The sequence below is a fragment of the Streptomyces nigrescens genome, assembly GCF_027626975.1.
Classification (GTDB): domain Bacteria; phylum Actinomycetota; class Actinomycetes; order Streptomycetales; family Streptomycetaceae; genus Streptomyces; species Streptomyces nigrescens.
Genome location: NZ_CP114203.1, coordinates 266,153 through 291,441, shown reverse-complemented (window position 1 = coordinate 291,441; position 25,289 = coordinate 266,153). Strand labels below are relative to the sequence as shown.

Below are 25,289 nucleotides of genomic sequence, written 5' to 3'. Positions count from 1 at the left end.
TTCCTGCCTCCCGGCGTCTAGAGGGAGAAGAGCCCTGTCGTTCTCGAGCAGCACGGTCGATGCGCGGAATACCTCGCGGGCGAGGGGAGGGCCCGGTGCTCGGCTGAGGAGATGACATCGGCGCCGGGTTCGTCCTCCAAGTTGGATGCGTGATGGGCCAACTGGGTCCGCAGGATGCGCAGGGCCGCACGATCGACGTGGTCCCACGACACGGTCCCGGCGGCCGGCTCGCCGGGCAGCCGTTGCGCGCGCTGCTGCTGGAACGGCTCCTTGACGTCTAGGCCGGGCCCGCAGGGAGAGGCCTGGGCCGCGCAGACCGAAGAGGAAATCCGAGACGGTAACGCCGGGGAAGCCCAACTGGTCCCGCAGAATGCCTTCCAGCAACTGGCGGGCAGTATTGCCCCCCTGGCTCCGCCGGGCGAACTGCAGTCCGTCGGTGCATCGCAGTCGTGACCGGTTCTGTCACACCGGGGAACATCCTCCTCTCCGTATCTGTCCGCCTGTCAGCAGGGGAGGGCGTCCGGTGGTCCTCGGCGGCGTTATGGCGACTGTGGCAGGGGCCCCTATCTCTTTGGTCAAGGGAAAAGGGGGGCGATGGGGGCGCGATCTGGGCAGCATGGCGGGGTGAGTGACCTGCTGTGGGATGACGTGAAGTGCTTCTTCGATCTGGACTTGATGGGGGCGTTGCCGGACGTGCGGGTCCCGAATGCCTCGGTGGAGGACTGGCAGGCGGTGCTCGATCTTGTCGTGGAGAAGGGCTGGAAGTTCCAGTACTCCGAGGGAGAGAGGGTGCTTCCGGTGCCCCCGGCGGGGGTTGTGCTGTCCCGCCCGGCGGATGCCGAGTGCCCGGACCTGCGGGTCTGGCTGACGGCCGATGTGTTGGCGATCTTCCGTTTCCTTGCCGACGATGAAGTCGACTTCGACGTCGACCTGCGGGAGTTGCAGGGCCAGGATCGACTTGATGTGTTCTGCGGCTTCCTTCGGGAGGTCGGGCGGCGGTTGGGCAAGCCGGTGCTGATGGACCCGGAGGGCGAGTACGGCCATCCGGTGCTCGGTTTCGACGTCGAGGCTGATCGAGTCGTTCTCCTTGCAGAACCGCAGGTCAGGTGACTGAGGCTGACGGCTGGGGCTCGTAGAAGGTGCCGTCGGGAGCATCGCGAAGAGGTCGTCGGACCTGCGTCTCGCGAGGCAGAGCAGGGCTCGGGTGTGGTGCTTGCCCTGGGCGAATTTCTTGTCGTAGTAGACCCAGGAGAACGGGTCACCGAGCGCCGCGAACGCCGATAGGAAGAAGGCCCGCTTGAGCTGCTTGTTTCCTCTCCGGGAAGGCTGTTCGCCGCGGATCGACGAGCCCGAACTCCGGGTCGCCGGGGCGAGACCCGCGTAGGCGGCCAGGTGGCCGGCGGTCGGGAAGGTGCTGCCGTCGCCGACCTCGATGCGACTGCGGGGTGGGGCGATGACGCCCAGAGCGCCGGCTACGAGGGCGGTGTCGGTCACGTAGGCCTCGCAGCCTGCGGCGTCCAGAGGGTGGGCGCCGTGGCGTTGGTGGGCGCGCAGGAAGCTCGCGCACCGTGCGGATGGGGCGCACGGGCGCGAACCACCGGGGCCCGGGACGGCCGTGGATATGTGCGCGGTTCGTCGGCGCTTCCGCGCGCGCGACCTGCTGAAACAGCGCTCCGCCCAGCCGCTTGTGAACTTTGGTCAGCGTGGTTGCCGCCCACTGCGCTCACCTCATTATCCCAAGGAGGGAGGTGAGGATCGACTCGGCATGTGTCCACAGCAGCGCGCCGCCGATCCCGGGTACGACACGGCGATGAGCACTGGACATACGGGTAGCGAGCAGTGCTCCGTGATCGGGAGAGTGGCTGGTGTCCCGCTCGCCGTACCAGATGTCGACGGGGACATCGATCTCGTCGAGGACGAACGGCCACCGCCCCATGGCCAGGACCGTGTCGCGAGCGTAACCAGCCGCACCTTGAACAAAACCCTCGTCCAAGGCCCTGCGGTAGGCAACCGCGAAATCGGGATCCTGATACACAGCAAGGTCGCACTCCGGACTCCCGGAGATGACCATGTCCCACATCGCATCCGCGCTGAAGCCCGCGAAGATCTCTTCGGCGCCGACCGGGTCGTCCTGAGTCCGCTCGACGAAGCCACGCAGATCCGCCGCCAGAGCGGAAGCGAACTCCGGCGCGGCAACCTCATCCGCGCCAGAGACGACAGCCAGTGCGGAAGCGACGCCCTCCTCAGCACAGGCGAGAGCGAACGGCGCACCTTGCGAGTTCCCGATGACAGCAGGGCGCTCCAGCCCTCGCAGCACACGGAGTTGACGAATATCACCAGCGAAGTCGGAGAAGGTCCGGCCGGGTGCAGGTGTTGAGGCACCGAGCCCCGGGCGGTCCACCGAGACCAGACGCACTCCAAGCGCCTCAACGACGCCTGCACCGAAGCCGAGCCACCGGCTCGTAGCCGCACCCGGACACAGCAAAACGGGCACCCCGTCCAGCGGCCCCCACTCGGCCCACCCAAGCAACCGTCCATCAGAAAGACGACTCTCACCGAGCCGGACAGGATCGTCGACGTACACAGTCATGATCCACATCATGGCCATGGAGCAGGACGTATCGCACTCGACTTTCACCGTAGCCCCGTACAAGGCGAACGTTGCCTGATGCAGCAGTCCAGCCTGCACCCGGCAGCTGCTCGGCCGTGCTGCGCAGCTCCGTGGCCTGCTCACCGCCGGGCGAACGGTCCTGCGGCGATCCCTCGCCCGGGCACGGTTCGACCGGTCGGCGGCGAGGGCCCGGGGCTGCTCGAAGGCCACCCCGGGAACGGGTTGTGCGGACGCTAGCGTCCGGTGTAGGTGAACTCGTCGGCCGGGCTGGTGGGAGAGGTGGCCTTGCCGACCGTCACGGTGATGTTCACCGTCTGGTGGACGTCGAGCTGATCGGGCGCGGTTGCGGTGATCTGGTTGGTGGAGATGAATTTGACCGAACCGGATGCCTTGTCCTTGAAGTGCACGGTGGCGCCATTGGCGAAGCCCGAGCCGCCGATGGTGACCGGGGTGCCGACCTTTCCGCTGGTCGGGCTGACCGCACTGACCACCACAGGTGCGGGTCCGCCATAGGCGAACTGCGCCATCGCGACGGCCGGGGAGGTGCCGAGGGTGTTGGTGACGCGGACGTGGACGACGCCGGTTCCGTTGGGGACCTTGGCGGTGATCTTGAGGCCGGAGGGGTCGATGGTGGGCCGCTCGGTACAGGCGAAGTGGCCGAAGTCGACCATGCTGTCCTGACTGAAACCGTTGCCGTTGATGGTCACCGTGGCGCCTGCCGCACCGAAGGTGGGGGTCACGTCGGTCACCACCGGCGGGGAAGGGACGGGAGGCGCCCCCACCAGGTCCAGGTAGGTGGAGTTGGCGTGTTGGAAGGCGACCTGGCCGAGGAAGTCCTGGGTGGTCTTGTTGACCAGGTTCTTGGCGAGGCTCGTGTATCCGGTGTTCATCGGGCGGAGCGTGCCGGGCTGGACGTAGACGTTGCCCTTGGTGCGCTTGGAGATCGTCCCGATGAGCAGCTTCACTTCGTCGGTCGCCTGCGGTCCCGGGCTCGGGTACCAGCCGGCGGTGGTGTCGAGATCGGCCCACGCGTGCGGTACCAGGTCGTAGGCGTTGTTCTGGCGCTCGTCGATGACCCACGGCACGGAGTTGAAGTAGTCGACGAAGCTCTGCACGCCGGCGGTGGGAGCGGCATAGGTGATCACCGCGAACTTCGGCTGTTTCGGCCACGTCTGTGCCTGCAGGTACGGCGCGAGCATGGTGGCGATGCAACCGCCCAGGCTGTGACCGGTCAGATAGACGGTCGGCTGCGGCGAGGAGGGCGCCGCCTTGAGCGCGACGGAGAGCGCCTGAGCGAGCGTGGCGTTCGGGGAGGGAGAGGCGATCGAGCGGGCGTTGACCACTCGTGTGAACGCGTCCTTTGCCCCCTTGGATACGGCGATGGGCTTCGGCGATCCGCTTTCGGGGAACGGGACGACCGTGCCGACGTCGAGGTCCTCAAGGATGTCGGTCAGATCGGCGTCCGTTCCGCGAGCGACCACGGCGAACTCGTTCGAGCCGTTGGTGCTCTGTGCGATATAGGCCATATTGGCGTTGGCCGGGCTCAGGGCGAGCCACACCAGCTTCCACGCGCCCTGCGTCGCAAGACGGGGATCGCTCAGTTGCGCGTTGATGCCGGTGATGATTCGTTTGGTCTGCTGTTCCAGGGTTTCCCCGGACGGACGCGGGGTGGCCCCGGTGGCTGCAAAGGCAGCCAGGGTCATGGTCACCTGGGCGATTGTCGGATCGGGTGCCATCGTCGTTCCTGCTCCTCGGATGTTTTGCCGGTGCGGAGGCGGGACGGCCTTTCGGCAGCATCAGGGCAGCTCTGTGCCGAACCGACCGCCAAGTGGATCGCACACCATCAGACCTCCCCTCTGCGTTGGCCGGTGCTATTCCTGCCTTCAGCTTGACCAGGTTCACCTTGTTGGCCGTTCGCCATACGTGTGTGCGGTTCGCCGAGCCAGGTGCGCAGTGCGGTCGCCAGAGCTGCGGTGTCCGTGGGCAGGCCCGGGGCGGAGGCCCGGGTGACGATGCCGTCGGGGCGGAGGCGCGTTGGCCGCCGCTCGACGCCAGGAGTGGCGGACTGGGGTGAGGTCCTGGGTCAGTCCCACCAGAGCACGATGAGAAGGTGTCTTTGGGATGCGCCGAGGTAGAACTCACGCAGGGCATTGAAGTGCTTCAGGAGGTACTTCCTCGGGTCTCCGACGATCTTGTCAGCTCCGTAACCGATTAAGGAAGCGGCTTGTGTGTCGTCGGCCGGCAGGGCGGCCAGCATGGCCGGCATGTTCATTTGCACCAGCAGTTCGGAGACGCGGGCGGTTTGAGCTGCGGAAAGGGCCGTGGGAGCAGGTCCGAAGGGGCCGATGGCATGCGGGTGCGTGTTGAGGAAGCCCAGGTCGATCGCCGAGTCACCGTCGATGGCCTGCCGCAGGGCGTCCAGGTGGACGTCGTCGAGACCCGCCAGTTCGCAGACCCGTTCCAGCAAGATTGGCGCCCAGTCCAGGTCCAAGACGTCCGCCGGCTGTGGATCCCAGTGAGGATTTCCATCCGGCGATTCGCCGGCTGACTTGCGGCAGTCGGCGAGATACTTCACCGAGATGCGGGCAAGTTGCTGAGTGACGGCCATGACGGCAGTATCCCGACGACGTCCAGCGGTTTTCCGTACCTCGTCGCCTAGACCGTTCGCATCTGCTGCAGCGCCGTCGCCGCGGAGCGCTGCGCGGCCGTCCCCAACATCTCTGGCCGTGCAGTACCCCAGCACCCGCATGCCCGCCGGTGCGATGCTCATCCTGAGCATCTACACCTCGCGGGCCCTGCCCTCGCTGCCCTCGACCGAGGGGCGGGCGGTCGCGCCGGGCCTGGCGGTCACCATCGGACTGCATCTGTGGCGCCGCGAGGCCCTGCTGAGCATCTTCGTCGGCTCCGCCGTCTGCACCGAGGTGCTGCCACCGGTGAGGGTGGCCCCCATGTGCTGGCCCAGCGGATCGAGCAGCTGAGTGGGCAGATCCATGATCTGGAACGCCGTCTGGCCCGGCTCGTGAAGTGCCACTTCTCGCAGTTGCTCACCTCGGTGGTAACAGTCAGGAGAGTTCCGTCACCCTGCTGATCATCATGGGCGACAGCCCTGAACGCCTGGGCAACGAGGCGTCTTTTGTCGCGCTGTGCGGGGTCAGCCCCGTCGAGCACTTCTCGCGTCGCCATCATTTCCGTCGGCTCAACCGGGGGGCGGCCGGCAGGCCAATGCCGCCTGCACCGGATCGTGCAGACCCGCCTGCGCCAAGACCTGCCCACCCAGGACTGCTACGCGCGCCGCATCAAGGAGGGCAAGGCCCGACGCGAGATCATCTGCTGACTCAAACGCTGACTCAAACGCTCTGCCGCCTGGGAGGTCTTCAACCTGGTCCGGCCCGTATCCGCGGAACCCCCCCGCATAGGGGCGACGAAACGGCGTGTCGGTTGGCGGCCGGCGCGTCGCTCCAACGGCCAACGCCCGCCATAGTGATCAACGTTGGTAAGTGCCCACGAGCGTGCCGCCGGCCAATTCATGGCCTCTCACAGCACGATGCACAGCGTCGACCGTCGGTTTGCCGTGTAGGGAAAACGACTCCGAAACGGCCCACAGGCGGAAGAAGTAGCGGTGCACCCCGTGCCCTGGCGGAGGCATCGGACCGCCCCAGCCCACCCGGCCGAATCCGTTGGGCCATTCCTGGCCGCCGTGAGGTGATTCTCCCTCTGCTACACCGGAACTCCCCGGATCGATACCCGTGACCAGCCAGTGCAGGAATGACCCGCCCGGCGCGTCAGGGTCCTCGCAGAGCAGAACCAACTCCGACGTACCGTCCGGCACCGCCGACCAGGTCAGCGGTGGTGAGACGTCGTCGCCCTCACCGCTGTGGCGTCGAGGGATCGCCGCATGGTCGTTGAACGCCACACTTCTGAGCTCAATTTCCGTCATGCGCGCGGCCCTACCCTGATCGGCCCGGTCGGCACCGGTCCAGGCGGGCAGAACACCCGATTGGCCGCGTACGCCGACCAGCGCGCCGGGAATCCTGTACGACGCACCCGATACGGAGCACACGATGCCGACGAGAATCCTGCTTGAGGGACGCCCTGGCGTGGGCAAAACGACCGTTGTCCGCCGACTGGCCGCGCTGCTGCTGAACCGGAGGGCCGTCGGCTTCACCACGGAGGAGATCCGGCAAGGCGGCACCCGGACCGGCTTCGCGCTGGAAACACTGGACAGCGGTCTACGGGGCGTCCTCGCCGGCGTCGACCTCCCAGGTCCACCGCGGGTGGGCCGGTACGGCGTCGACCTGGACGTCATGGAACGGCTCGCCCTGCCACCGCTCAGGTCAGCGGATCCGGCTCGCGGCGAGCTCGTGCTGATCGACGAGCTCGGGCGTATGGAGTTGGCATGCACCGCGTTTCAGGACGTGGTCCGGTGCCTGTTCACGTCCGAGATCGACATCGTCGCCACCGTCCACGCGAAGAGCGACCCGTTCACCGATGCCCTCAAGCGGCGCGCCGACATCGAACTCGTCCAGGTGAACCGGGCGAACCGGGACGCCCTCCCCGAGGATCTGGCAGCCCGGTTCGACCGTCCATGACGACCGTCAACTGGCCGAGGCCCGACCTCCAGCGGCTCCCGCTACCCCGTTTGGCTACGCCGATCAGCCGCCGTACGCCGCTCTGCGCGTTCGCCAAGGTCAGGGCGGCCGAAGGCGAGCAGGTCAACGCCCAGTACACCCCGATTCAGGCACTCCTTGTCGTGGCGGCGTGGGCACGTCAAGTGGTGAGGAAGCGACCTGTCTCACCGATGCCCGTGCACGGGCGCATGGAGACGCAAGGCGTACGGTGCGGGCTGTGGTACTGGCACCTACTGCGCGCCACAGCTACCGCTTCGGCAGCCTCCGCCTCAACGGCCACAGTCAGATCCGTGTCCACACCGGCATCGGCCACGACAGAGCGCAGAGCCGATGAGCTGGGTACATCACGCTCGCATCTGAAGCCGCTCGGCGGCCGGCGCCGCAGGGGCGGAAAAGCCTGCCTCCGGCGGGTCCTCTCTCGCAGGGGGCAGGCGGCCAGGACGTGGTCCGCTCGAACCTCCATCCGCGCGGCCTAAATCGTTCGCTGGGCTCGGCTCCCGTGGTTCTCAGCGGCATCGCGTAGGAGGTGCGGACAGGACAGGCGGGCGCGGCCCTGGGGCAGGCGCATGCGATGGGCCAGGTCACGCGTCATGCGCTGGGTGAGGCAGCTGTGCCAGGCGACGTCGGGGTAGCACGCGCGCAGGTGGGAAACGGCGCGCGTGCCCAGGCCGCTGTCCTGCAAAGGCGTAGTGACGTGGACCTGGGTGATCACGCCGCTCCCGCAGTGTTCGCACACTTCGTAGGTGACTTCGCCGACGACGCGGCGGATGTATACCAGCAGCAGACTTTGTGCGCGCTCATTCGCCGGTGCCGGGGAGTGGTAGATCACCACATCCCGGTAGGCGAGCAGCCTCCGGTGGAGCTTGCCCCGTCGGCGGCGGTCCGGGCGCGTGTGCCGTGGACGTCGGCGGCGAGGAAGGCCCTGCAGTAAGGCTCTCGGCACGAAGTTATGTGTGGCAACCATGCATGGCGCCTACCCCAGTCGAAAATGGACAATCGGCTCACTTGGCTCGTTGCCGACTACGTCCGTGCCTTCACCGGCCTTGGGACGGCCCCGTCCAATAGGGAACACCGGGCGTGGCTGAGGCCTGGCGAGCGCCCAGTCAGCCTGACGCCCGCTTCGCAGACCGGCAGCTGTGCGCGGTCCGGCCTGCGAGTCTTCGCCATGGCGACAGCCTCGGCGTCGCTGGGGGCCGGGTGACTCGATGAAGAGGTCATCTCATTTCGAAGGGCGGCTTCTGGCGTCTTGGTGCTGGAGCATTTCCTCGATGGTCTGCTCAATGAGGTAGGTCTTGTGCGCCGGGGAGCTCCTCTTGAGCGCGGCGCTCACTCGCTGGGCCTCTTCGGTGGTCGGCAGGAGTCCCACCAGGAGCGCTGGTAGCAGAAGGCGCCGGACAAGGACTTCGTTTTCGGAGATGCCCTGCGGCCGACGCACGACCGACACGTTGACGCGGATGGCGTGTTCATTGCCCGGCGGGACACTCGGCCGGTCCGTCTCGATCGCGGCATAGCGGAAGCCATGAGCCAGGTCGCAGGCGGAGCAGCCGACGGGGCCGCGGCTGAGGCGGTCACTGCATTCGGAGCAGACCAGTCTGTCGAACGCGGCGTCGACCACCCGCCAGTCGTGCCGGTCGGGTTCGGCCGCCGCCAGCTCGGCAAGCGCGACTTCTTGGTCGCCGCCTACGTCCCAGTGGTGCAGAAAGGCAGACCACTCCTCTTCCACGATGCCGTCCACCAGTTCGCGGCAAGCGGCACAGGCAGGCGCACCGCTGTATTGGTATCCGCTGCATTCCGCACAGCGGCGTAAGGCCGCTCCGACCACAGGTCTCGCCATGACCTTCCTTCCGCCTTCGCCGGTGCGGCACATGCGACGACCGGCGATGTCGTTACCCCTTGGTGAGTTTCTCCCACCGCGACTGGTGAGAGAAATGGTTTACGGCTTCGCCACCACCAGGCAGCGGTAGCAGACGAGGGTGCAGGTGAGGGCGGTGAAGGCCGACTAGGCCGGGAAACGTTCGGCCTTGCGCTCGTAGCGGCGGTGCCGTCTGCGAAAGCAGCCGTGCCAGGCATGGTGCGCTCGGTGAACGAATGGATCTTTGAGCCGTTCTTGCCACGAACAGCGGAACGGTGGTCGATACAGCCCCTGCTTCGGCTGCGTTTTCAGTTCGCGTCTCTGTCCAACAACTTCTTTGCCGCGTAGTAGGCATGCAGGGCGGCTTCGCTGCCCGATCCAAGGGCGGTCATGATGCGCTGGAAGCGGGCGGAGCGCAGGTCGCCGGTGACGAGGACGCGTGGGTGCTGGGCGGAGGGAAGGCAGTAGCCAGTTGTATTGCGTGTATCGCGGACGATGTCGCCGGACGGGGCAGTAGGTGCGTTGCCGATGCTGAGGAAGACGGCATCGGCCGCTCAGGTCCGCCGTTTGCCAGAGTGACGGTGACGGTGACGGTGACGTGGTCGTCGTCGGCGCTCAGTTGGCTGGCCCGGCGGCAGAGTTCGAGGCGGCACAGCTTGGTGCTCTTCAGCTCCGTGGCGATGGAGCCGACGAGTTCGGGGCCGTTGGTGTAGCCCCGAGGACGTTGTCAGCGTAGGGATGAGGTACAGGTTGTGGCACAGGCGGTCCGGCTCGATCAGAATCGATCCCATGTCGACGCTGGCCGCCATACGGACGGCCGAGCAGCCGGCGGGCTCGGCCGGCGGGGCCGCCGCCGATGACAACCAGGTCGGTGTCGGGGCTCGCGGGCGAACCGGCGCGGGACGGTGTGTCGGCCATGGAGCTATTCCAGCACCGTGGTCCGTACGCATGCAGCGAGTTGACCCATCATGTGGTCGCTGGCGACGAGTCGACGGCGCCGGTACCGGTTGCCCGGTTCGGGCCCTGCCAGCAGTGCGTTTTGGCTACGGTGCCAACCACGGCCTCGGGAAGGGACCGCAGCCGAAACAGGGGAGGCTCATGCTCAGCGAGACGGACGTCCTGCAAGCGGTGCGACAGCACATCGCCGAGCGCGGGGAAGCACCAAAGATGGGCCAGCCAACTTCCGGTGAGATCACCTGGCACTCGCTCCTCGAGGGAACGATCGTGCGCTGCATAGAGACCCGCACCGAGAACAAGCAGCTTCACCGCGGCCGAATCGACCTGTCCGACCGTCCGCGGTACGACAGGCTGGAGCAGTATCCCCTCGCCCCACCAAAGAACCCTGCCGCCGCATTGACGTTGGAGCTGGTGCAACGAGGCTCGGTCAACGAGGACCCTTGCCCGTGCGGCAACGGGAAAGTGGCCTGCTCGCGCTGCCAGGGGCGAGGAGACCTGTCCTGCGCGTCGACCACTACCTGCAGCGACTGCCGTGGCATCGACGCCTGCTTACGCTGCGACGGCACAGGCCACCGAACCCACAAGGCTCCCGAAGAAGCCCGGCAGGTAGCGGAAGAGCGCGTCACCTGCAAGAAGTGTGGGGCGTTCGAGGCCGCATGTTCCACATGCCGAGGTCGTGGACACGTCACCTGTTCGACCTGCCGGGGGAGGGGAGTACGAGAGTGTCCCGATTGTGATGGCGAGGGAACCGAACCACACAAGCGATGTGGTGGCACCGGCCTCACTGTGGCGTGGACCGAGGGCATCATCAGCCGGCAGCCACGAACCGAGGAGATCAAGTGGCCCGAGTCGGGCCTGCCATACGTGGCGCGGCAGCATGCACGCCAGGACGGCGACTGGCGCAAGACCTCCCTCACCCACAAGGATTCCGTCCCTGACGGCCTCGAGGCCGAGTTCAAGGCTCTGCTAAAGCCTCGCCTCAAGCCGCGTGACGGTGAGATCGCGCGAAAGGCCGACCTGCAGTACCTGCCGCTGGCCCGAGTGGTCGTGCCCGAGCACCGGCACCGGGTCTACTACGTCTATCCCGGCCAGTCCAAGCTGCGGGTCTTCATCCTGCCCTCGTCGCAGCGGACTTGGCAGATTGCCGGAGCAGTCTTGGCGGTCTTGGCGGTGCTCTACCTGCTGTCGAGACTTCTGTCGTAGGGCCGCGCTCACGAACCAACACACCGGGCTTGGACCTGCGGAGAACCACAATTTCGCCCAGGCCTGCTCGCGTGTGTACTGCTGGCCTGAGCAGATCCGAACACGGTTCTCTTTTCGCCATTTGACTCCGCCTGCTCCAGGACGGATAGGCCCCGTTCTGCAGCGGGACCGACGCACGGTGGCTCGCGGAATCCCTTCCTGATTCATCGCGGCACCGCAGACGACGGCGAGGCCTTGCACTGCAGGACCGAGAAGGCGGAACTCGAACAGAGGGACCGCCCCGGCGTTTGGTGGCTGGATTGGGTTTGGGCCCACACCCGCATCCCGTAATCATCCGGCGGTCTCTGTCAGTGCCCGCTGCTACACCAATTCATAGGGACATGGCCGCAGTTGGCGGCCGGGCCTAATGGGACGGGAAACGTATGCCGCCGGAGGGATCGTGACTGCGATTGAAGGGGAGTTGCTTCCGCTGCGGGGCACGAGCGGTGAGGCACTGGTGTCGGAGATGGAGAGCACCGGAGTGGAGCCTTGCCCGGCTGGCCCCACGGCTCGGCGACCGTCCCGTACTCCTGGTCGGCACAGGTCGGCACAGGTCGGGATGAGGTGGCCCGGTCCAGATCCACCAGGAACCCGTGGTCGCCGCATACCGGATGTATGCAGTTCCCCGTCTTGAACATCGGGTCTTCATGACGGATCACTCTCTGTCCGACCACCGCGTGGCGCTGGCCAGGACCGTGATCGACCTTCTTGACCGAAGCGTGGGGGTAGCAAGGTGGTCTCGGAGCGCGATGGCAGGTGATGTGGCAGGGGCGCCGGTTCCGGCCCGGCGGGGAGTGCTCGGTCCATGTGTTGCGTGCGCGTAGGTCAGCAGGTCGACCGCCAGCCGTGTGCGCCCCTTTCACGCCCTCCCGCCCCGGCCTGCGCCCCGCGAAGATGCTGCCATGCCTGATCCGCACTGCAACAACTGCTGCCCCGTCGAACCGCCCAAGCCTGAGACGCCCGTGCCATGGCCGCTCGGGGCGCTGCTGTGGCTCGGCATCATCCTCGGCGTGGGCGGCGGCGCGTACGTGTGCGTGATGTGGCTGATGGCCAGCGCCTTCTGACGCACCAAATTCTCGCCGCCATCGGCCGGCCGGGGGCGTTCTCGTGCCACAGTGCCTGATGGTGGCGTTGAATAGCCCGTGAGTACCCCGGCCGCCCCGCGGCCAGCAGAAGGACGGACAGCAAGAGCATCGAGTCCGCCGACTACAACCACGGCGTCGACCCTGAACGCGCCCTCAAGTACGCCATCCAACACATCAGTGGCGATCGCGCCGAGATCGTCGAGGGAGTCATCGAGCCGGTGTCCCCCCTGGGACTACGAAACGACCGCGGGGACAATCCGCGACCACATTCGAGCCCGCCCCCGCGAACTCGACTGCGTCACCGGCTCCGGCAACCTCGACCTGCCCGGGTCCAGCAACTGGTATGTATCAGATATCGCGTTGGTACCCGCTGGGGCCGCAAAGGGCGCTGGCGCACTGCTGCCCTCGGACACACTTCTCGTCGTCGAGGCCACAAGCGAGTCGAATGCGGAAACCGACCGCGTGGTGAAACGCCGCCGGTACGCGGACTACGGGGCGCAGTTATATCTGCTGGTCGACCGTCAAGAGCGTGGGCTTGTCCGATGGGTCGTGTGACGGGAACACGCCTGATCGGTCACCCCGCTGCGGGCTCCGTCGCCATCACACGCACCGGGCGCGTCTCCGGCAGCAGCGCGAAGCAGCCAAGACTGAGCAGAGCGATCCCCGTCAGATACGCGGCCACGCCCCAGGGCACCGGGCCGCCCCCCTGGGCGAGTGCCGTCGCCACGATCGGCGTCAGCGCCCCGCCGAGGACCCCGCCGAGGTTGTAGCCGACCGCGGCCCCCGTGCAACGCACGCGCGGCTCGTACAGCTCCGGCAGATACGCGGCGATCACAGCAAACATCGTGATGAACGACAGCATCGCCCCCAGGAAGCCGAGGAACATCAACAGAGGCGCCCCCGTGGCGAGCAGCGCGACCATCGGAAACATCCACAGGGCCGAGGCCGCGCAGCCCGCCAGGCACAGGGGCCGCCGGCCGAAGCGGTCGCTCAGCAGCGCCGCCAGCGGTGTGCATGCGCCCTTCACCACTACCGCGGCCATGATGCAGGTCAGTATCACTGTACGGCTCACGCCCAGTCGTTCCGTCGCGTAGGCGAGAGACCAGGTCGTCACGGCGTAGAAGATCGCGTATCCCACCGCGAGCGCGCCGGCGGTCAGCAGAACGAGCCGCCAGTGGTCGCGCACCACGTTGGCGATCGGCACGCGCGCGTGATCCTCGATTTCACGGAAACGCGGACTCTCGGCGAGTGATGACCGTAGCCACAGCCCCGCCACGGCCAGCAGCCCGGCCGCCCAGAAGGGCACGCGCCACCCCCAGGACGCGAACTGCGCGTCGGACAGCGTCGCCGAAAGCGCCAGCATCACGCCGTTGGCGAGCAGGAACCCAAGTGACGGCCCGACCTGCGGAACGCTTGTCCACAGCGCGCGCCGTTCGGCGGGCGCGTGCTCCGCGGTCAGCAGCACGGCCCCGCCCCACTCCCCGCCGAGCCCGAGTCCCTGCAGAAATCGCAGGACGAGCAGCAGCACGGGAGCGGTCACCCCGATCGTGTCGTACGTCGGCACGCAGCCGACCGCGACCGTGGAGGCACCGGTGAGGAGCAATGACGCGACGAGAACCGGGCGTCTGCCACGTCGGTCCCCGATGTGTCCGAACAGCACCGAGCCGAGTGGCCGGGCGACGAAGCCCACGCCGAAGGTTCCGAAGGCGGCCAGCGTCCCGGCGGCCGATGAGAACGTCGGGAAGAACAACGGTCCCAGGACCAGCGCCGCAGCGGTCCCGTAGACGAAGAAGTCGTAGAACTCGACGGTCGTCCCGGCGAGTGAGGCGGCCGCGAGCCGCAGCATAGAGGGCGCCCTTACTGTGCGTACGTCGTGCATGCCACGTCAACTACCCACGGTGACAACTGTTTACGCGAGTGCGGGGGCGCGGACGCGTCAGTACGTCACGGCGATACGTCCAGCGAGACCATGGACGCGGATCGTGCCCCACAGGGGGACGACAAGCCGGCGGTCGGTGTGACCGCCGCGCAGCTCGTGATTACCCTGCGGCTGTCTGCGCTCGGCCAGCTAAGTGCCCATCACGTGACCCACCGGACACCCCCTAGGCCACCTCTCTCCTCGTGGTGTCCAATCAGCCAGGCACCCGCCTGGTCGTCAACGCCGCGTCATGTAGCGCACAGTCCCGTCGCGCGTCGCGCGCTGCCGTCGCGACCCGGTACGAGAAGCTTGCCGTCCGCTATGAGGCAACGGTGCTGGTCGCCGCTATCAACGAGTGGCGGTAACCGTCATCACGGGAGCCGGGCCGACCGCTAAATCACGAGACCCCCCGACTCCCGCGTGATGGAATCAACCACCATGAGTGAGGTAGAACAACCCGTTCTCGTGGTGGGTCGGCCCCGCCTCGACCCCGCAAGCATCAGCGGACGGCCAACCCGTCTACCCACGCCTGGGCTTCCGTGACTGCGGCCAGTTCATCGAACGCACCATCAGCCCCTGAAAACACCGCTACCGCTGAGCCACTTTCGCAACTGACCACATGCGAACTCACCAGCTCCGAATGCCTTGCATTCCGGGCATCAGATCGATTCGAACATCGTTGCCTTCCTGGATGACGTACGTGGTTCCGACCGAATGACTCCAGCCGAGGGGCAACAGGTAGTAACGCCCGTTGCGTTCGATGAGCCGGCGGAGCCCGGTGTAGCGGTACCGATAGTGCGCTTTCGCGCCCAGGTCCTCTACGTTCACCCCCGGTCCGGCCAGGCTGAGGCGGTCGGTGCTCAGGACCACCACGGCGGTGCGTCGCAAGAGGTTGTCGGCGACTTGTCCTGCCTCTTGTTCGCCCATTTGGTCGGTAGCGAGGCTGAATGCCCACATCACCAGCAGACCAGCTGAGAAAACGGGAACCGCTTTGCTCCACAATGTGGCAGACGCGGGAGCTGCACCGGACCAAGGGGTCTGGCCCAGGAATATGCCGAACCCCATCAGTAGGGGAGCGGTCCAGCCGTAGGGCTGGATGAGTGACCACCAAGGCAGGAGAAGCAAGCCGGCCAAGACGAACCACAGGTGGGCTCGGGCCGCACGTCGGGCCCACCTCTCCATCACGAGCGCGGCGCGCCCTTGAACAGGTGCCGTTCCCCTGGTGGCGAGGTGACGTGCGACCAGCACAGCCACAGTCAAGAAGATCGCTACAGGCACTGTCACTACGCTCAGGCTCTGGATTGACAGCTCAGCGAAGCTGAATCCCAGGCTGAATGCATCCAGGCGGAAGTAGCGGTAGTAGGACGTCATATAGACCGCCCCCAGGTAGTACATGACCGCTACCAGGAAGGATGTCTGCGCTGTCACCACGCCGAGCAGCCCGGTTGCCGTATGGGTCCCGGTGGCCTGTTGTGCCGAAGCTGCGGAAGCCGGCGGCGCTGGCCTCACTCGGACGCGGCTTCGTGGCCGTGGGACGGTGCGGGCTGTGCGACGGCCTCCGGTCTGCGCCACGCGGGTTGGCGATGGCCGACGTGCAGGGTCGTTGGCTGGCGGTTGGGGGCCCACCCGCCCTGTCCTGGGCACTCCCTGGTCCCTTCTACCGGTCAAGGCCCTGCGTCCTTCGTCCGTTCATTGCTCAGGTTCCGGAGGGGTGAGGGCAGGTTTCGTGCGGTGAAGGACTTGTGTCAGGCGGGGATGATGGCGTTGCCGATCCTGCCGGGCGAGGCGAGGGGGACGGGGACCCTTCGGGCCGAGGGCATGTTTCGCCGGTCGGGGGCTCTTCATCGTTGCTGGGCGCCGGGCCGTCGTCCGGATCGCCGGGCTCGTGGCCGTTACCGCCGTCGGTACCGCCCGAGGGATCCAGACCGCCGCCGTCCGCCGGGGGCGCGCCGTGATCGACGGGTGGAGGAGTGACCGGATCGATGGGATCGCCGCCGTAAGAGGGACTGCCTCCTGCGGGATCTCCCTGTTCGCCCGGAGCGGTGCTACCGGGGGCCGGCGGTTCTGCTGTTCCATGGCCCGACGGGGCAGGTTCTGCCGATCCACGGCCTGATGGGGCGGGCTTCGCCAACCCTGGCTTGGTGGGGGTGGGGGCGCTGGAAGAGGTATCCCGTTGTCTGTGGGCGGGTGCCTCGCCAGTCCCGCTGGGCGCGGCGCGAGTGCACCCCATTGCCGCGATCATCACGGCGACGATCGCCGTATCACGAGCCAAATGCCGGCTTCGGTGCCCCATTCGGATCCCCCTTGAACTGCTCGACCGGTCCAGGCCGCTCCTTGCACCTGAACCATTCGTTGAGAGCGCTGTAGCCCCCGGTCGACATTACATATGGTGCATAGTGAGTAACGCTCAGCAGTCCACTTCGGTTCCATGCAGCGGGCTGACAATGCTCCCGCCGCCGAAGGGATGTCTGGCGGCGGCAACGGCGTCGGACACCTCGGGCTGCTGATGGCCTTTCGGCTGTCTGTTGCTGCCGCGGCAGTTCTGCAGGGTCGCTTCGGGGCCGTTTTTCGGTAGTGAGACCTCGCATGCCGCGGTGAGGAGCTTGTGATGGGCAGTCTTCCAGGCGCGAAGTAGGCGGCATGCCGGTGTGCCGCGGCTTGTTGCAGTCGGCCTTGCGTGGCGGACCTCGCCGTTGAGGGCCTGCCAGGGCGCGCTCGGCACGTTCGGCGCGTTCGAGTGCGTCTCGGACGGCGAGGTCGGCGTCGGCGCACGGGTAGAAGGCCGCCTTGACCCGCCGCCCCGCCGGGAGTGGGACGATGCGTCAAGGTGGTCGCGGGCGGCGGTTAATTCCACGGTGACCTCCCCGGTGGCGTGGCAGGCGGCCGGCCAGGAACGCGGACAGCAGCCAGGCGGAAGGCGAACGGCCTTGCGCAGGGCCAGGGTCAGCGTTCTGCGGGGCAGGTCGCCGGCGGCCTGCCTTTCCATGGCGCGCAGGGACGGCATCCCGGCGTCTGTGATGCGCCGGGTCCAAGCGCCGCGGCGGCAGTGCACGGACCCCGTGCGCGAAGGCGGTCCGTGGAGCCTGGCGTTGGGCGACAGGGTGCTGGTGGCGGCGTACTGGCGCACAAGGCTTACCTTGTACCAACTTGCCCCGTTTTTGGGGTGTTGACGTCGGCGGGATGTCCGCGTCGTCGACCATCCGGGCCGGGCGCTGGCGCTGCATCCGCGCAAGCGGTCCTGCAATGCACTGTGCTGGGAGTCGCTGTGGTGAGCTTTGCGGATTCGGTAATGCCACCCTGATGAGGTTTCGGTGGTCAAATCGCCCCGCATTCGATCGGTTGTGTCGTTGATCGGGTGTGTGGGTGGGGAGTGGCCCGGTCCGGTGTGATCTGGAGGACTTCGCGGCGGAGATGTTCGAGCCGTTCGCGCGGGCGGATCAGCGCCGGTGGGCGGGATCCATCTGCGGGGGCCAGCGCGACGAAGCGGCTGTCGCCGATCAGTCTGACCTGCAGCGACGAATGGAAATGCCCGATGCGAAGCCCGGTTGGTCCGCACCTGGCCCGGATTTTGTTATGTGGTGCCAGCGGCGGAGCTTCTCGCGGTACTCCCTGACAATGTTGCAGCCGCCGTCCAGCCACCCGTGTCAGCCCGACTTCGGCGGCTTCTGCGCGTCGAAAGCGAAGAGAGTGTTCTTGGCCGCGGCCACGATCACCGCACGCCCTGCAAGAGTCACCCGCGGGCTTGCGCCCTGCTGGCCCGTCAAACCATCGACCTGCGGATCTGTTGTCCATAGGGGTTTGCCATCGTCCGGCGACAGCGCGACCACCCGGCCGGTGGCCGAGCTGAAATACAGTGCGCCGGCTCCCGCAACAGGACCCGCCGCGCCCTCCACGCCAGTCTGCCGCGACCACTTCTTCCGGCCGGTCGCCGGGTCGAGTGCTGTGACGAGACCGGTCTGCCCGCTCACGTAGACGGTGCCGTCCGCCATGCCGGGCGTCCCCGCGTATGTCTTGGCCCATCGGGAGTACGTGACCTTCCGGGAGGCCGGGTCGACCCGCGTCCCCCCGTTGTAGCCGGCCGGATCCGTTCCCTCCATGTGCACTTGGAGGAGTACGAGCCTGCCGTTCGCGACGCCCATCGGCACGGCGGGGCCGTTGACCTCGATGGGCCTGCCCAGTGCCCCCGAGGCGCGGTCGACCGGGTACAGGGTGGGGTGGCGCACTGCAAAGGCATTCACCTCCGCATCCGTCGCGCACATCGCGACGAGCTGCGGCCCCACCGGGACGGGAGCGCACTGCGTACCCGCAGGGAATGACGATGTCCAGGTGACCTGACCGCTGTGCGCGTTGCGGGCCTCGAAGCGGGAGTTGGAAGCGTCGACCGTCACAACGACGGAGCCGGTCACAATGGCGTCCTGAGTCCGACCCGTGACGGCCGTCGACTGGGCGCCGGACGGCACGGACCACAGCTCCCGTCCGGTCTTCGCGTCGAGGGCCACCACCTCGGTGGGAGGGTCCTGCGGGGCGTTCTGGGCGGCGAAGCGGTAACCGAGCACCGTGTCGTCGGTGGCGCCCACCAGGTGCATGCCGTTGACTGGGACGCCGGGGCTCTTCGCCGTCCACACCCGCGAGCCGTCCCTGGCCCTGATACGGGTCGCGACGACACTGCCGCCCCCGCAGAACAGCGCGTCGCCGTGCGCGAGGCAACGCAGCTCGTCGGGGATGTCCTCGCGACCGCCCGGCACGGTCTCGTGCCACGGCTTGAAGCCGTCCGGAAGTGCGGCACGCTGCTCCGCAAGGCTGTTGCCCTTGTCGCCGCCGCTGTTCCCCCCAAAGCCGCCCGCCGTCAGTGCGGCGACTCCTCCACCGATCGCTGCCACCGTGACCGCGACCGCGGCCGCGAACACGGGACGCCAGCGGCGACGCATTCGGCGGCCGATGGGGGTGTCGGCGCTCCCCGTATCGGGAGCGGCCGGGGTGATGGTCGGGGTCGCCGGCGCCGGCGTGACCGGCGTGGCGAAGTGATGCTCGGTGACCATGTCGCGGGTACGGCCCGTGCCAACTCCCCTCGCGTCGATCTGGCCGAGGTCGGCCGGCAGGTCCCGTAGCAGCACGAGGAGTTCGTCCGCCGAGGGCCGCCCGTTGGGCTCCTTGGCCAGGCACGACTCGACGACCGTGCGCAAGGCCGCCGGCACATCCTCCAGCGACGGCTCGCTGTGCACCACCTGATACGCCGCTAGGTATGGGCTCTCCGCGTCGAAGGGCCCGTGGCCCGTCGCTGAGTAGGCCAGCAGCGTCCCCAGCGAGAAGACATCGGACCGCGGCCCCACATCGCGCGGCGCCTGCAACTGCTCCGGCGACATGAAGGGCGGCGTACCGATGACCCGCCCTGTAATCGTCAGCGTCTGCTGGTCCACGGCGCGCGAAATACCGAAGTCGATGACGCGTGGGCCCTCGGGCGAGAGTACGACGTTCGAGGGCTTCAGGTCACGGTGGACGACCCCCACCCGGTGGATGTCCCGCAGTGCCTCCGCCAGCCCGATGGCGAGCCTCCTCAGCTCCGCTCCGCTCAGCGGGCCCTCCATGCCGATGCGCCGGGCGAGCGTGTGCCCCTGGATATAGGTCGTCGCCATCCACGGCTGCTCGGCCTCAGGGGCAGCGTCGACCACGGCGGCGGTGAACGCGCCACTCACCTGCCTCGCCGCCGCCACCTCCTGCCGAAAGCGGATGCGGAACTCGTCGTCCGCCGCGAACTGCGGGTGGATCAGTTTGATCGCGACACGACGCCCCGAACTCGTACGGGCCAGAAAGACCGTGCCCATGCCGCCCGAGCCGAGTCGCGCCTCAAGCGGATAACCGCCGATCTCGGCTGGATCACCTGCGCGCAGCGACACTCTTCCCGACCTCCTGTCCCTCGTGCACCTTTGCCACCACGGGCCTGCTTACCTCTCCTGCACACAAATTAGCCGCAGGGCAGTACAGCAGAGCAGAGTGGGTGACGAACAGGACCTCAGGGCTGCTGCTCCCGTGCCGCACGCGACGAGGCCTCGCCAAGAGGAGGGCGGATTCCAGGGCTTGTTGCAACACCGTCGGTTGGCCATCACGTTCTTGGAGGGCCCGTCCCGGAAGCGGGGTGGTCCCACGCGCTTCGCCGCCTCCCGGACGAGGTCTCTGCTTCCCGCGCCCGCGGGGGTGATCCGGAGCCCACCCCATGGACGAACGCGACGTCGCCGTCCTCCCCACCGACGTGGGGGTGACCGCTCTTCCAGTGTCGGAACTCCGCGGCCATGCTGTGCCCCCGCCGACAGTGCCCTGCTGGAGCACCCCACCACCTACACCACCAGACCACTGCGCATCATGCGTGTCATCCCCTACGAGACCCGCCCTGTCATCCGGTTCGCGGCCGACGCCGATCCCGATCGCCTCGCTGACCTGATCGCGTGGGGGCTCTTCTCGACCGACGGCAAGGACGATCTACGGGGCATTCGCGGTCTGCGCGTCATCGGCGCCGGCCACGGCAGGATCGACGTCGGCCTCCTGCTCCGCGATGATCTCCACGGCGCCTTCGGTGACCCCGGGCAGACAGCCTTCACTTCTGGAACGGCGTTTGTCGACGGGTTCCGGTTCTGGATCAATTCCTGTGAAGCGCCCACTCTGCGTGACGGTTGATCTTGGCCATGGCTCTGAGGAGGTCGCCTGAAAACAGCTGTCCTAGAGCATGTCGTGGTTGACAGTTCTGGACCGTGAACGAGGTCATGCTCCGGCTGGAGGAGCTGTTGTTCCTGTCGACTCCAGAAGCCGCGGTGGAGTCTGCGGAAGTCCATGGCGATGCGGATCCGTATTAGGATCAGATGCCGGTCAGCTGGCGCGCTGTGCCCGGGCTGTGGAGCCTGGTCGAGCCGCGTGCGTGGCTCTTATCTGCGGTTTCCCGCCGATCTTCCTAGTGCGGGGCGGCGGGTGGTGTTGTGTCTGCACGTCCGGCGGTTCGCCTGCGCGGATGCCTCGTGCGGACGGCGGACGTTCGCCGAGCAGGTCCCGGGGCTGACTCGCGGCTACGGTCGGTGGACCGAACGGCTGCGGTCGGCACTGGCCGAGGTCGGTCTCGCGCTCGCCGGCCGTGCCGGTGCCCGTATCGCGGACGTTTTCGGGATCCGTGTCAGCCGCAGCACCGTGCTGCGGCTGGTCGATGCCCTCCCGGAGCCACGTCCACGGACTCCGCGGGTAGTTGGTCGGCGAATACGCGATGCGCAAGGGCCGGGTCTACGGGACCGTGCTGGTCGACGTCGAGACCGGCCGACCCGTGGACCTGCTGCCTGACCGCGAAGCAGAAACGCTCGCAGCCTGGCTCGGCGAACGTCCGGGGATCGAGGTGATCTGTCGCGACCGTGCCCCGTTCTTCGCCGAAGGCGCCCGAGCCGGGGCACCTACGGCTCTGCAGGTCGCCGACCGTTTTCACCTTTGGCGCAACCTCGGCGAGGCTGCTGAGCGGTGCGTATCGAGGCATCGAGCCTGCCTACGGGCGCCGTTCACCCTGCCGCGTCAGGAGCCGGTCAAGGCCCCTGACGCGGCCGATGGATCGACCACATCACCGTGGCCAACAGGACACCGGTTCGCCGACCGCACCCGTGAGAAACACGCAATCGTCCACGCGCTACTGGCCAAAGACCACAGCAGACGAGCCATCGGCCGCCAACTCCGCATGATCCACCGGACCGTCAAACGCCTCGCCGACGCCGCAGCCCCGGAAGACCTCTTTCAAGGTCAATGGCAGAACCGCCCCACGAAGCTCGACGACTTCAAGCCCTATCTGCACGAACGTTGGGCCGAGGGCTGCACGAACGCCTGGACCCTCTGGGAGGAGATCAAAGCTCACGGATACGCCGGCGGATACGGAGCCGTGCGCGCCTACCTCCGCCCGTTCCGCGGATCCACACCCACAGACGCTCGCCCACCAACCCCTCGGACGGTCACCAAATGGATCCTGACCCACCCCGATACTCTCCAGGAAAATGACCGGCTCAAACTCAAGTCCGTCCTGGTGCACTGCCCTGAACTGGAAGCCCTGACCAGGCACGTCCGTGACTTCGCACAGATTCTCACCCAGCTCCAGGGTGACCGGCTCCTCGAATGGATCGCCGCGGTCCGCGCCGACAACTTGCCCAGCATGCACACCTTCGTCAACGGACTTGAACGTGACATCGACGCTGTCATCGCGGGCCTCACCCTCCCCTGGAACTCGGGAATCGTGGAAGGCCATGCCAATCGGATCAAAATGATCAAGCGTCAGATGTACGGCCGAGCCGGCTTCCAACTCCTTCGCAAGCGCGTTCTCCTGGGTTGACAGCCATCACCGCGTCGGGGATGTCTGATGCGGAGCCATCGCTGTTCGTGGCGAAGAGGCAATTACGCCGACCCATGCAGGCAACTCGGTTAGCTTGCAAGAACACAGAACCGTGCATCACGGTGAGTGCGTCGTACATGGTCATGGCGAACCTATCGATACGCCCAGCAGAACTGAGCGACCTGGGCACGATCGTTGACGTGCACACACAAGCCCGTACCGCCTACTACCGAGCCGGCGGGCTGCCCGAGGCGGGCATAGATACCGCCGACGGAGCGGCGCATCGACAAAGGGGATGGGCACGTTCCATTGAATCGGGTGACAAGAGGGTCCTCTATGTCCTTCACGCCGGCGAGGTGGCGGGCGTCGTAGCTATGGGGCCGCCTCTGTCCTCGAACACGGAGGCGGACACAGCAACTGTCGGCGAGCTCTATCAGATCCACGTCCTGCCAACCCACTGGGGACAAGGAATCGGCAGCCGACTACACGCGACATTGATCCAGTATCTAGACGAAGCAGCTCTGCTCATAGGGCAGGTGGAGGCGTGGGACCGGAATCACCGCGCGCAAGCCTTCTACCTCCGGCATGGGTGGCGCCCAACTGGACATCGGCGCCAGGGACCAGACCACTCCAGCTACATACGCATGCACCTCAACGCAGTGACAGCTTGACCTTCAGCTCCCAGGCTCAGCTGTCACTCAGCGTAGACCGACCACAAAGTTGAGCCAGAACCCAAACTACTTCGACAAGTGACGTCACTACTGCTCGATAAAGCCAATGGCCCGCGCAACGCGCCGCGGGCAACGGCGACGAGGCATCCCTTGCTGTGCTGGAAGGTTGGGTGGGTGCCCGCGAACTGACGCCCGCAGACCTCGCAGCGGTACGGCACGTACTAGTCTTCACTGGTGCCCGAAGTGCGGTCGAGACGAAGATCGTCCGGCTCGTCAGGCGAAGCATGAATCACCTGACCTCAGCCATTTTGGAACCCAGCGCCCGCCGCAGACTTCACGGCCTGGTGTGTGCAGCGACCGGCGCACCCGCCACCACCGGATCATTCACCTCGCGGCCGACGGAGGCGGGCCCGCCGTCGCCACCGTCAGGCGCTACCGCCGAAGCCGACCGCTGATCAATTGGCTGCTGAAGTCATGCAGGCGCTCGCCATGATCTTTTCGGATCACAAGCAGGGTCGCCAAAGTAAGTGGCAGCAGGGAGAGCAACTGGCGACAGAGGAACTGCGCGTCTCAAATTCAACGGTACCGATCGTGCTTCAACCGCTTGCTGATGAAAGGACTGCCTTTCCCTGATTCTGAGTTTCCTTCGTCACGGGCGCCGTGATGGGTGTGGAGTGACAGTCATGAGCAGGGCGATCCGTACCTGGGCTGTCGCATCGCGCGCAACGTGCTGAACAAGAAGGCGTCTGGTGGTGCCTGCGAGCGGATGGGTGCAGCCTGAGAATAGCGATTTCGGGTAAATGTCAGGAGCTCGTCATGATTGTGATTCTCGGAGTCATCCTCTTGATCGCTGCGGTAGTCGTTGGCGTCGCCGCCGTTGTTACCAACATGGGTAGCGCACACGAGCTGACGGCAGCGTTCAAGGTTTTCGGGTACCACATGACCGGATCCACCGGCATGTTGTTCCTCTTCGGCGCCATCGTCGGCGCGGTGGCAGTGCTCGGGCTGAGTCTGCTCCTCGGCGGCATGCGCCGAACCGCCCGGAGGAAGCACGCAATGCGTCGAGCGCTCAAGGGAGAGCGCCACGATGCGGCCGCTGCACGCGGCACGGACCACAACGACCGCGTCGACCGTCCTGACGCGAGGAGCGACCTGGGAACAGCGGCACGGCAGGACAGCACCTCTCCTCGGGATGGCCGACCCGACGGTGATGGACGCCGTCATAGGCGACATCTATTCGGACATCGGCCTGCCCAGCGGTAGGTGAACCAGCCCGGCATCATCGCGCACGAGCCGTGAGCCACTCGCCGAGATGGCCGAGTCGGCCTCCAAGCTCGCTGTCAGCACGGCATGCGCAGAGAGTGCCCCTGTGTCCCCCGCGACAAGCGTCGAGCGGCACGCCGCCGGCGCTTGTCGGGCAGCCACGGGGAGGATCACCATCCTCAAGACCATTGCAGACGTATTGAGGGCTATCGGCGGCGCCGTCGCTAACTGTTGTCACCCCTTCTCCGTGCCGTCGCCTGGCTTGTCGGTGGAGCCTCGGATAGCGCAGGTGGCGGTCACGGCCCCGGGCGGCCGCGGGCTTCAGGCTTGCGAATCGCCCTCTACGTGTCGGCTGGGGGCAGGCGGGTCACGCGCGCCGAACGCAGCACAGAGCCTGCTGCGGATTTCGTGGGGCCATATGGCATGGGCATAACATCGGCCCCTTTCCCTGTCGACTCGAACTGTTCGAATGCACTGTGTGCGACTATTGCTTCTAGTAGCTGGGTGCGAGAAAGAGGCGAATCGTGAGTGCGAGTGAAAAGGCGAAGGCGAAGGCCGAGCAGGTCAAAGGCACAGTGAAGAAAGAAGCCGGTCGATCCGTCGGTAACGAGGGTATGACCGTCAAAGGTCAAGCGCAGCAGAGCAAGGGTGCCGCTCGTGAGGCCAAGGAGAAAGCAAAGGACACTTTCAAGAACAGAGGCTAATTGCATGGAACGGTAGG

At 66.8% G+C, this 25,289-nt stretch carries 23 protein-coding genes and 4 pseudogenes; 15 read left to right on the top strand and 12 right to left on the bottom strand.

The window, feature by feature from the left end; translation table 11 throughout:
• Positions 1-152 precede the first annotated feature (152 nt).
• Together STRNI_RS01410 and STRNI_RS01405 are read left to right on the top strand one after the other, a co-directional pair.
• Complete coding sequence (locus STRNI_RS01410) at positions 153-281, top strand: hypothetical protein (RefSeq protein WP_266447104.1); 129 nt, start codon at positions 153-155, stop codon at positions 279-281.
• 313 nt (positions 282-594) lie between these two features.
• Positions 595-1,110 carry a hypothetical protein gene (locus tag STRNI_RS01405; protein ID WP_274740250.1) on the top strand — a complete coding sequence of 172 codons (516 nt, stop codon included), beginning with the start codon at positions 595-597 and terminating at the stop codon, positions 1,108-1,110.
• On the opposite strand, the pseudogene STRNI_RS01400 reads toward STRNI_RS01405, so the two are convergent.
• From STRNI_RS01400 to STRNI_RS01380, 4 genes and pseudogenes are all read right to left on the bottom strand, one after another.
• Positions 1,103-1,431: pseudogene (locus STRNI_RS01400) on the bottom strand (transposase); the annotation flags it as partial. The gene STRNI_RS01405 and the pseudogene STRNI_RS01400 overlap by 8 nt on opposite strands.
• 292 nt (positions 1,432-1,723) lie before the next feature.
• Complete coding sequence (locus STRNI_RS01390; RefSeq protein WP_277410320.1) at positions 1,724-2,590, bottom strand: alpha/beta fold hydrolase; 867 nt, start codon at positions 2,588-2,590, stop codon at positions 1,724-1,726.
• A gap of 254 nt (positions 2,591-2,844) precedes the next feature.
• Complete coding sequence (locus STRNI_RS01385; protein ID WP_266447185.1) at positions 2,845-4,314, bottom strand: IPT/TIG domain-containing protein; 1,470 nt, start codon at positions 4,312-4,314, stop codon at positions 2,845-2,847.
• A 380-nt stretch (positions 4,315-4,694) separates the two neighbouring features.
• Positions 4,695-5,219, bottom strand: coding sequence for a DUF1877 domain-containing protein (locus STRNI_RS01380; RefSeq protein WP_159488649.1), 525 nt, complete (start codon positions 5,217-5,219; stop codon positions 4,695-4,697).
• A 118-nt stretch (positions 5,220-5,337) separates the two neighbouring features.
• On the opposite strand from STRNI_RS01380, the gene STRNI_RS01375 reads away from it, so the two are divergent.
• Entirely contained in the window at positions 5,338-5,589 is a 252-nt protein-coding gene (locus STRNI_RS01375) for a hypothetical protein (protein ID WP_338149703.1), read from the top strand.
• Positions 5,590-6,095: 506 nt separating this feature from the next.
• Here the strand turns inward: STRNI_RS01375 and STRNI_RS01370 are convergent.
• Positions 6,096-6,548: a YbhB/YbcL family Raf kinase inhibitor-like protein gene (locus STRNI_RS01370; RefSeq protein ID WP_078518869.1), complete on the bottom strand. Its 453-nt coding sequence runs from the start codon at positions 6,546-6,548 to the stop codon at positions 6,096-6,098.
• Between the two features lie 124 nt (positions 6,549-6,672).
• Here STRNI_RS01370 and STRNI_RS01365 point away from each other — a divergent pair, with 124 nt between their 5' ends.
• Positions 6,673-7,200 carry an NTPase gene (locus tag STRNI_RS01365; protein WP_277410319.1) on the top strand — a complete coding sequence of 176 codons (528 nt, stop codon included), beginning with the start codon at positions 6,673-6,675 and terminating at the stop codon, positions 7,198-7,200.
• Between the two features lie 511 nt (positions 7,201-7,711).
• Here the strand turns inward: STRNI_RS01365 and STRNI_RS01360 are convergent.
• From STRNI_RS01360 to STRNI_RS01350, 3 genes and pseudogenes are all read right to left on the bottom strand, one after another.
• Positions 7,712-8,068: an N-acetyltransferase gene (locus STRNI_RS01360; RefSeq protein ID WP_277410318.1), complete on the bottom strand. Its 357-nt coding sequence runs from the start codon at positions 8,066-8,068 to the stop codon at positions 7,712-7,714.
• Positions 8,069-8,458: 390 nt separating this feature from the next.
• Positions 8,459-8,974: a hypothetical protein gene (locus STRNI_RS01355; RefSeq protein ID WP_277410317.1), complete on the bottom strand. Its 516-nt coding sequence runs from the start codon at positions 8,972-8,974 to the stop codon at positions 8,459-8,461.
• Positions 8,975-9,399: 425 nt separating this feature from the next.
• Positions 9,400-10,009 (bottom strand): annotated as a pseudogene (locus tag STRNI_RS01350) (hypothetical protein).
• Between the two features lie 825 nt (positions 10,010-10,834).
• Here STRNI_RS01350 and STRNI_RS01345 point away from each other — a divergent pair.
• The 3 genes and pseudogenes from STRNI_RS01345 to STRNI_RS01335 form a co-directional block, all read left to right on the top strand.
• Positions 10,835-11,251 carry a hypothetical protein gene (locus STRNI_RS01345; RefSeq protein ID WP_148587867.1) on the top strand — a complete coding sequence of 139 codons (417 nt, stop codon included), beginning with the start codon at positions 10,835-10,837 and terminating at the stop codon, positions 11,249-11,251.
• Between the two features lie 941 nt (positions 11,252-12,192).
• Entirely contained in the window at positions 12,193-12,354 is a 162-nt protein-coding gene (locus STRNI_RS01340) for a hypothetical protein (RefSeq protein WP_187412855.1), read from the top strand.
• A 128-nt stretch (positions 12,355-12,482) separates the two neighbouring features.
• A pseudogene (locus STRNI_RS01335) lies at positions 12,483-12,906 on the top strand (Uma2 family endonuclease); the annotation flags it as partial.
• Between the two features lie 43 nt (positions 12,907-12,949).
• Here STRNI_RS01335 and STRNI_RS01330 read toward each other — a convergent pair.
• On the bottom strand, positions 12,950-14,221 hold the full coding sequence (locus STRNI_RS01330; protein ID WP_266447146.1) for an MFS transporter: 1,272 nt from the start codon (positions 14,219-14,221) through the stop codon (positions 12,950-12,952).
• 278 nt (positions 14,222-14,499) lie between these two features.
• Here STRNI_RS01330 and STRNI_RS01325 point away from each other — a divergent pair, with 278 nt between their 5' ends.
• Positions 14,500-14,658 (top strand): hypothetical protein, encoded by a 159-nt coding sequence (locus tag STRNI_RS01325; protein ID WP_277410316.1) that lies wholly within the window; start codon positions 14,500-14,502, stop codon positions 14,656-14,658.
• 128 nt (positions 14,659-14,786) lie between these two features.
• A pseudogene (locus STRNI_RS01320) lies at positions 14,787-14,873 on the top strand (GNAT family N-acetyltransferase); the annotation flags it as partial.
• Positions 14,874-14,920: 47 nt separating this feature from the next.
• On the opposite strand, the gene STRNI_RS01315 reads toward STRNI_RS01320, so the two are convergent.
• Together STRNI_RS01315 and STRNI_RS01305 are read right to left on the bottom strand one after the other, a co-directional pair.
• A complete protein-coding gene (locus STRNI_RS01315; RefSeq protein ID WP_277410315.1) occupies positions 14,921-15,721 on the bottom strand; it encodes a hypothetical protein in 801 nt (266 codons plus the stop codon).
• Between the two features lie 2,216 nt (positions 15,722-17,937).
• Positions 17,938-20,187, bottom strand: a complete 2,250-nt coding sequence (locus STRNI_RS01305) for a protein kinase domain-containing protein (protein WP_277410314.1) — start codon at positions 20,185-20,187, stop codon at positions 17,938-17,940.
• A gap of 463 nt (positions 20,188-20,650) precedes the next feature.
• Here STRNI_RS01305 and STRNI_RS01300 point away from each other — a divergent pair, with 463 nt between their 5' ends.
• From STRNI_RS01300 to STRNI_RS01285, 4 genes are all read left to right on the top strand, one after another.
• Positions 20,651-20,962 carry a hypothetical protein gene (locus STRNI_RS01300; protein ID WP_159483530.1) on the top strand — a complete coding sequence of 104 codons (312 nt, stop codon included), beginning with the start codon at positions 20,651-20,653 and terminating at the stop codon, positions 20,960-20,962.
• Between the two features lie 153 nt (positions 20,963-21,115).
• Positions 21,116-21,610, top strand: a complete 495-nt coding sequence (locus STRNI_RS01295) for a transposase family protein (RefSeq protein ID WP_338149701.1) — start codon at positions 21,116-21,118, stop codon at positions 21,608-21,610.
• The gene (locus STRNI_RS01290; protein ID WP_277410313.1) at positions 21,519-22,634 is read left to right on the top strand and encodes an ISL3 family transposase; all 1,116 of its coding nucleotides are present in this window, start codon (positions 21,519-21,521) and stop codon (positions 22,632-22,634) included. The genes STRNI_RS01295 and STRNI_RS01290 overlap by 92 nt, the downstream gene beginning before the upstream one ends.
• 20 nt (positions 22,635-22,654) lie before the next feature.
• Complete coding sequence (locus tag STRNI_RS01285) at positions 22,655-23,305, top strand: GNAT family N-acetyltransferase (RefSeq protein ID WP_338149700.1); 651 nt, start codon at positions 22,655-22,657, stop codon at positions 23,303-23,305.
• 681 nt (positions 23,306-23,986) lie between these two features.
• On the opposite strand, the gene STRNI_RS01280 is transcribed toward STRNI_RS01285, so the two are convergent.
• A complete protein-coding gene (locus STRNI_RS01280; RefSeq protein WP_277410312.1) occupies positions 23,987-24,391 on the bottom strand; it encodes a hypothetical protein in 405 nt (134 codons plus the stop codon).
• Position 24,392: 1 nt separating this feature from the next.
• On the opposite strand from STRNI_RS01280, the gene STRNI_RS01275 reads away from it, so the two are divergent.
• Together STRNI_RS01275 and STRNI_RS01270 are read left to right on the top strand one after the other, a co-directional pair.
• The gene (locus STRNI_RS01275) at positions 24,393-24,572 is read left to right on the top strand and encodes a hypothetical protein (RefSeq protein WP_266447158.1); all 180 of its coding nucleotides are present in this window, start codon (positions 24,393-24,395) and stop codon (positions 24,570-24,572) included.
• 520 nt (positions 24,573-25,092) lie between these two features.
• Positions 25,093-25,272 (top strand): CsbD family protein, encoded by a 180-nt coding sequence (locus STRNI_RS01270; protein ID WP_078886116.1) that lies wholly within the window; start codon positions 25,093-25,095, stop codon positions 25,270-25,272.
• Positions 25,273-25,289 lie beyond the last annotated feature (17 nt).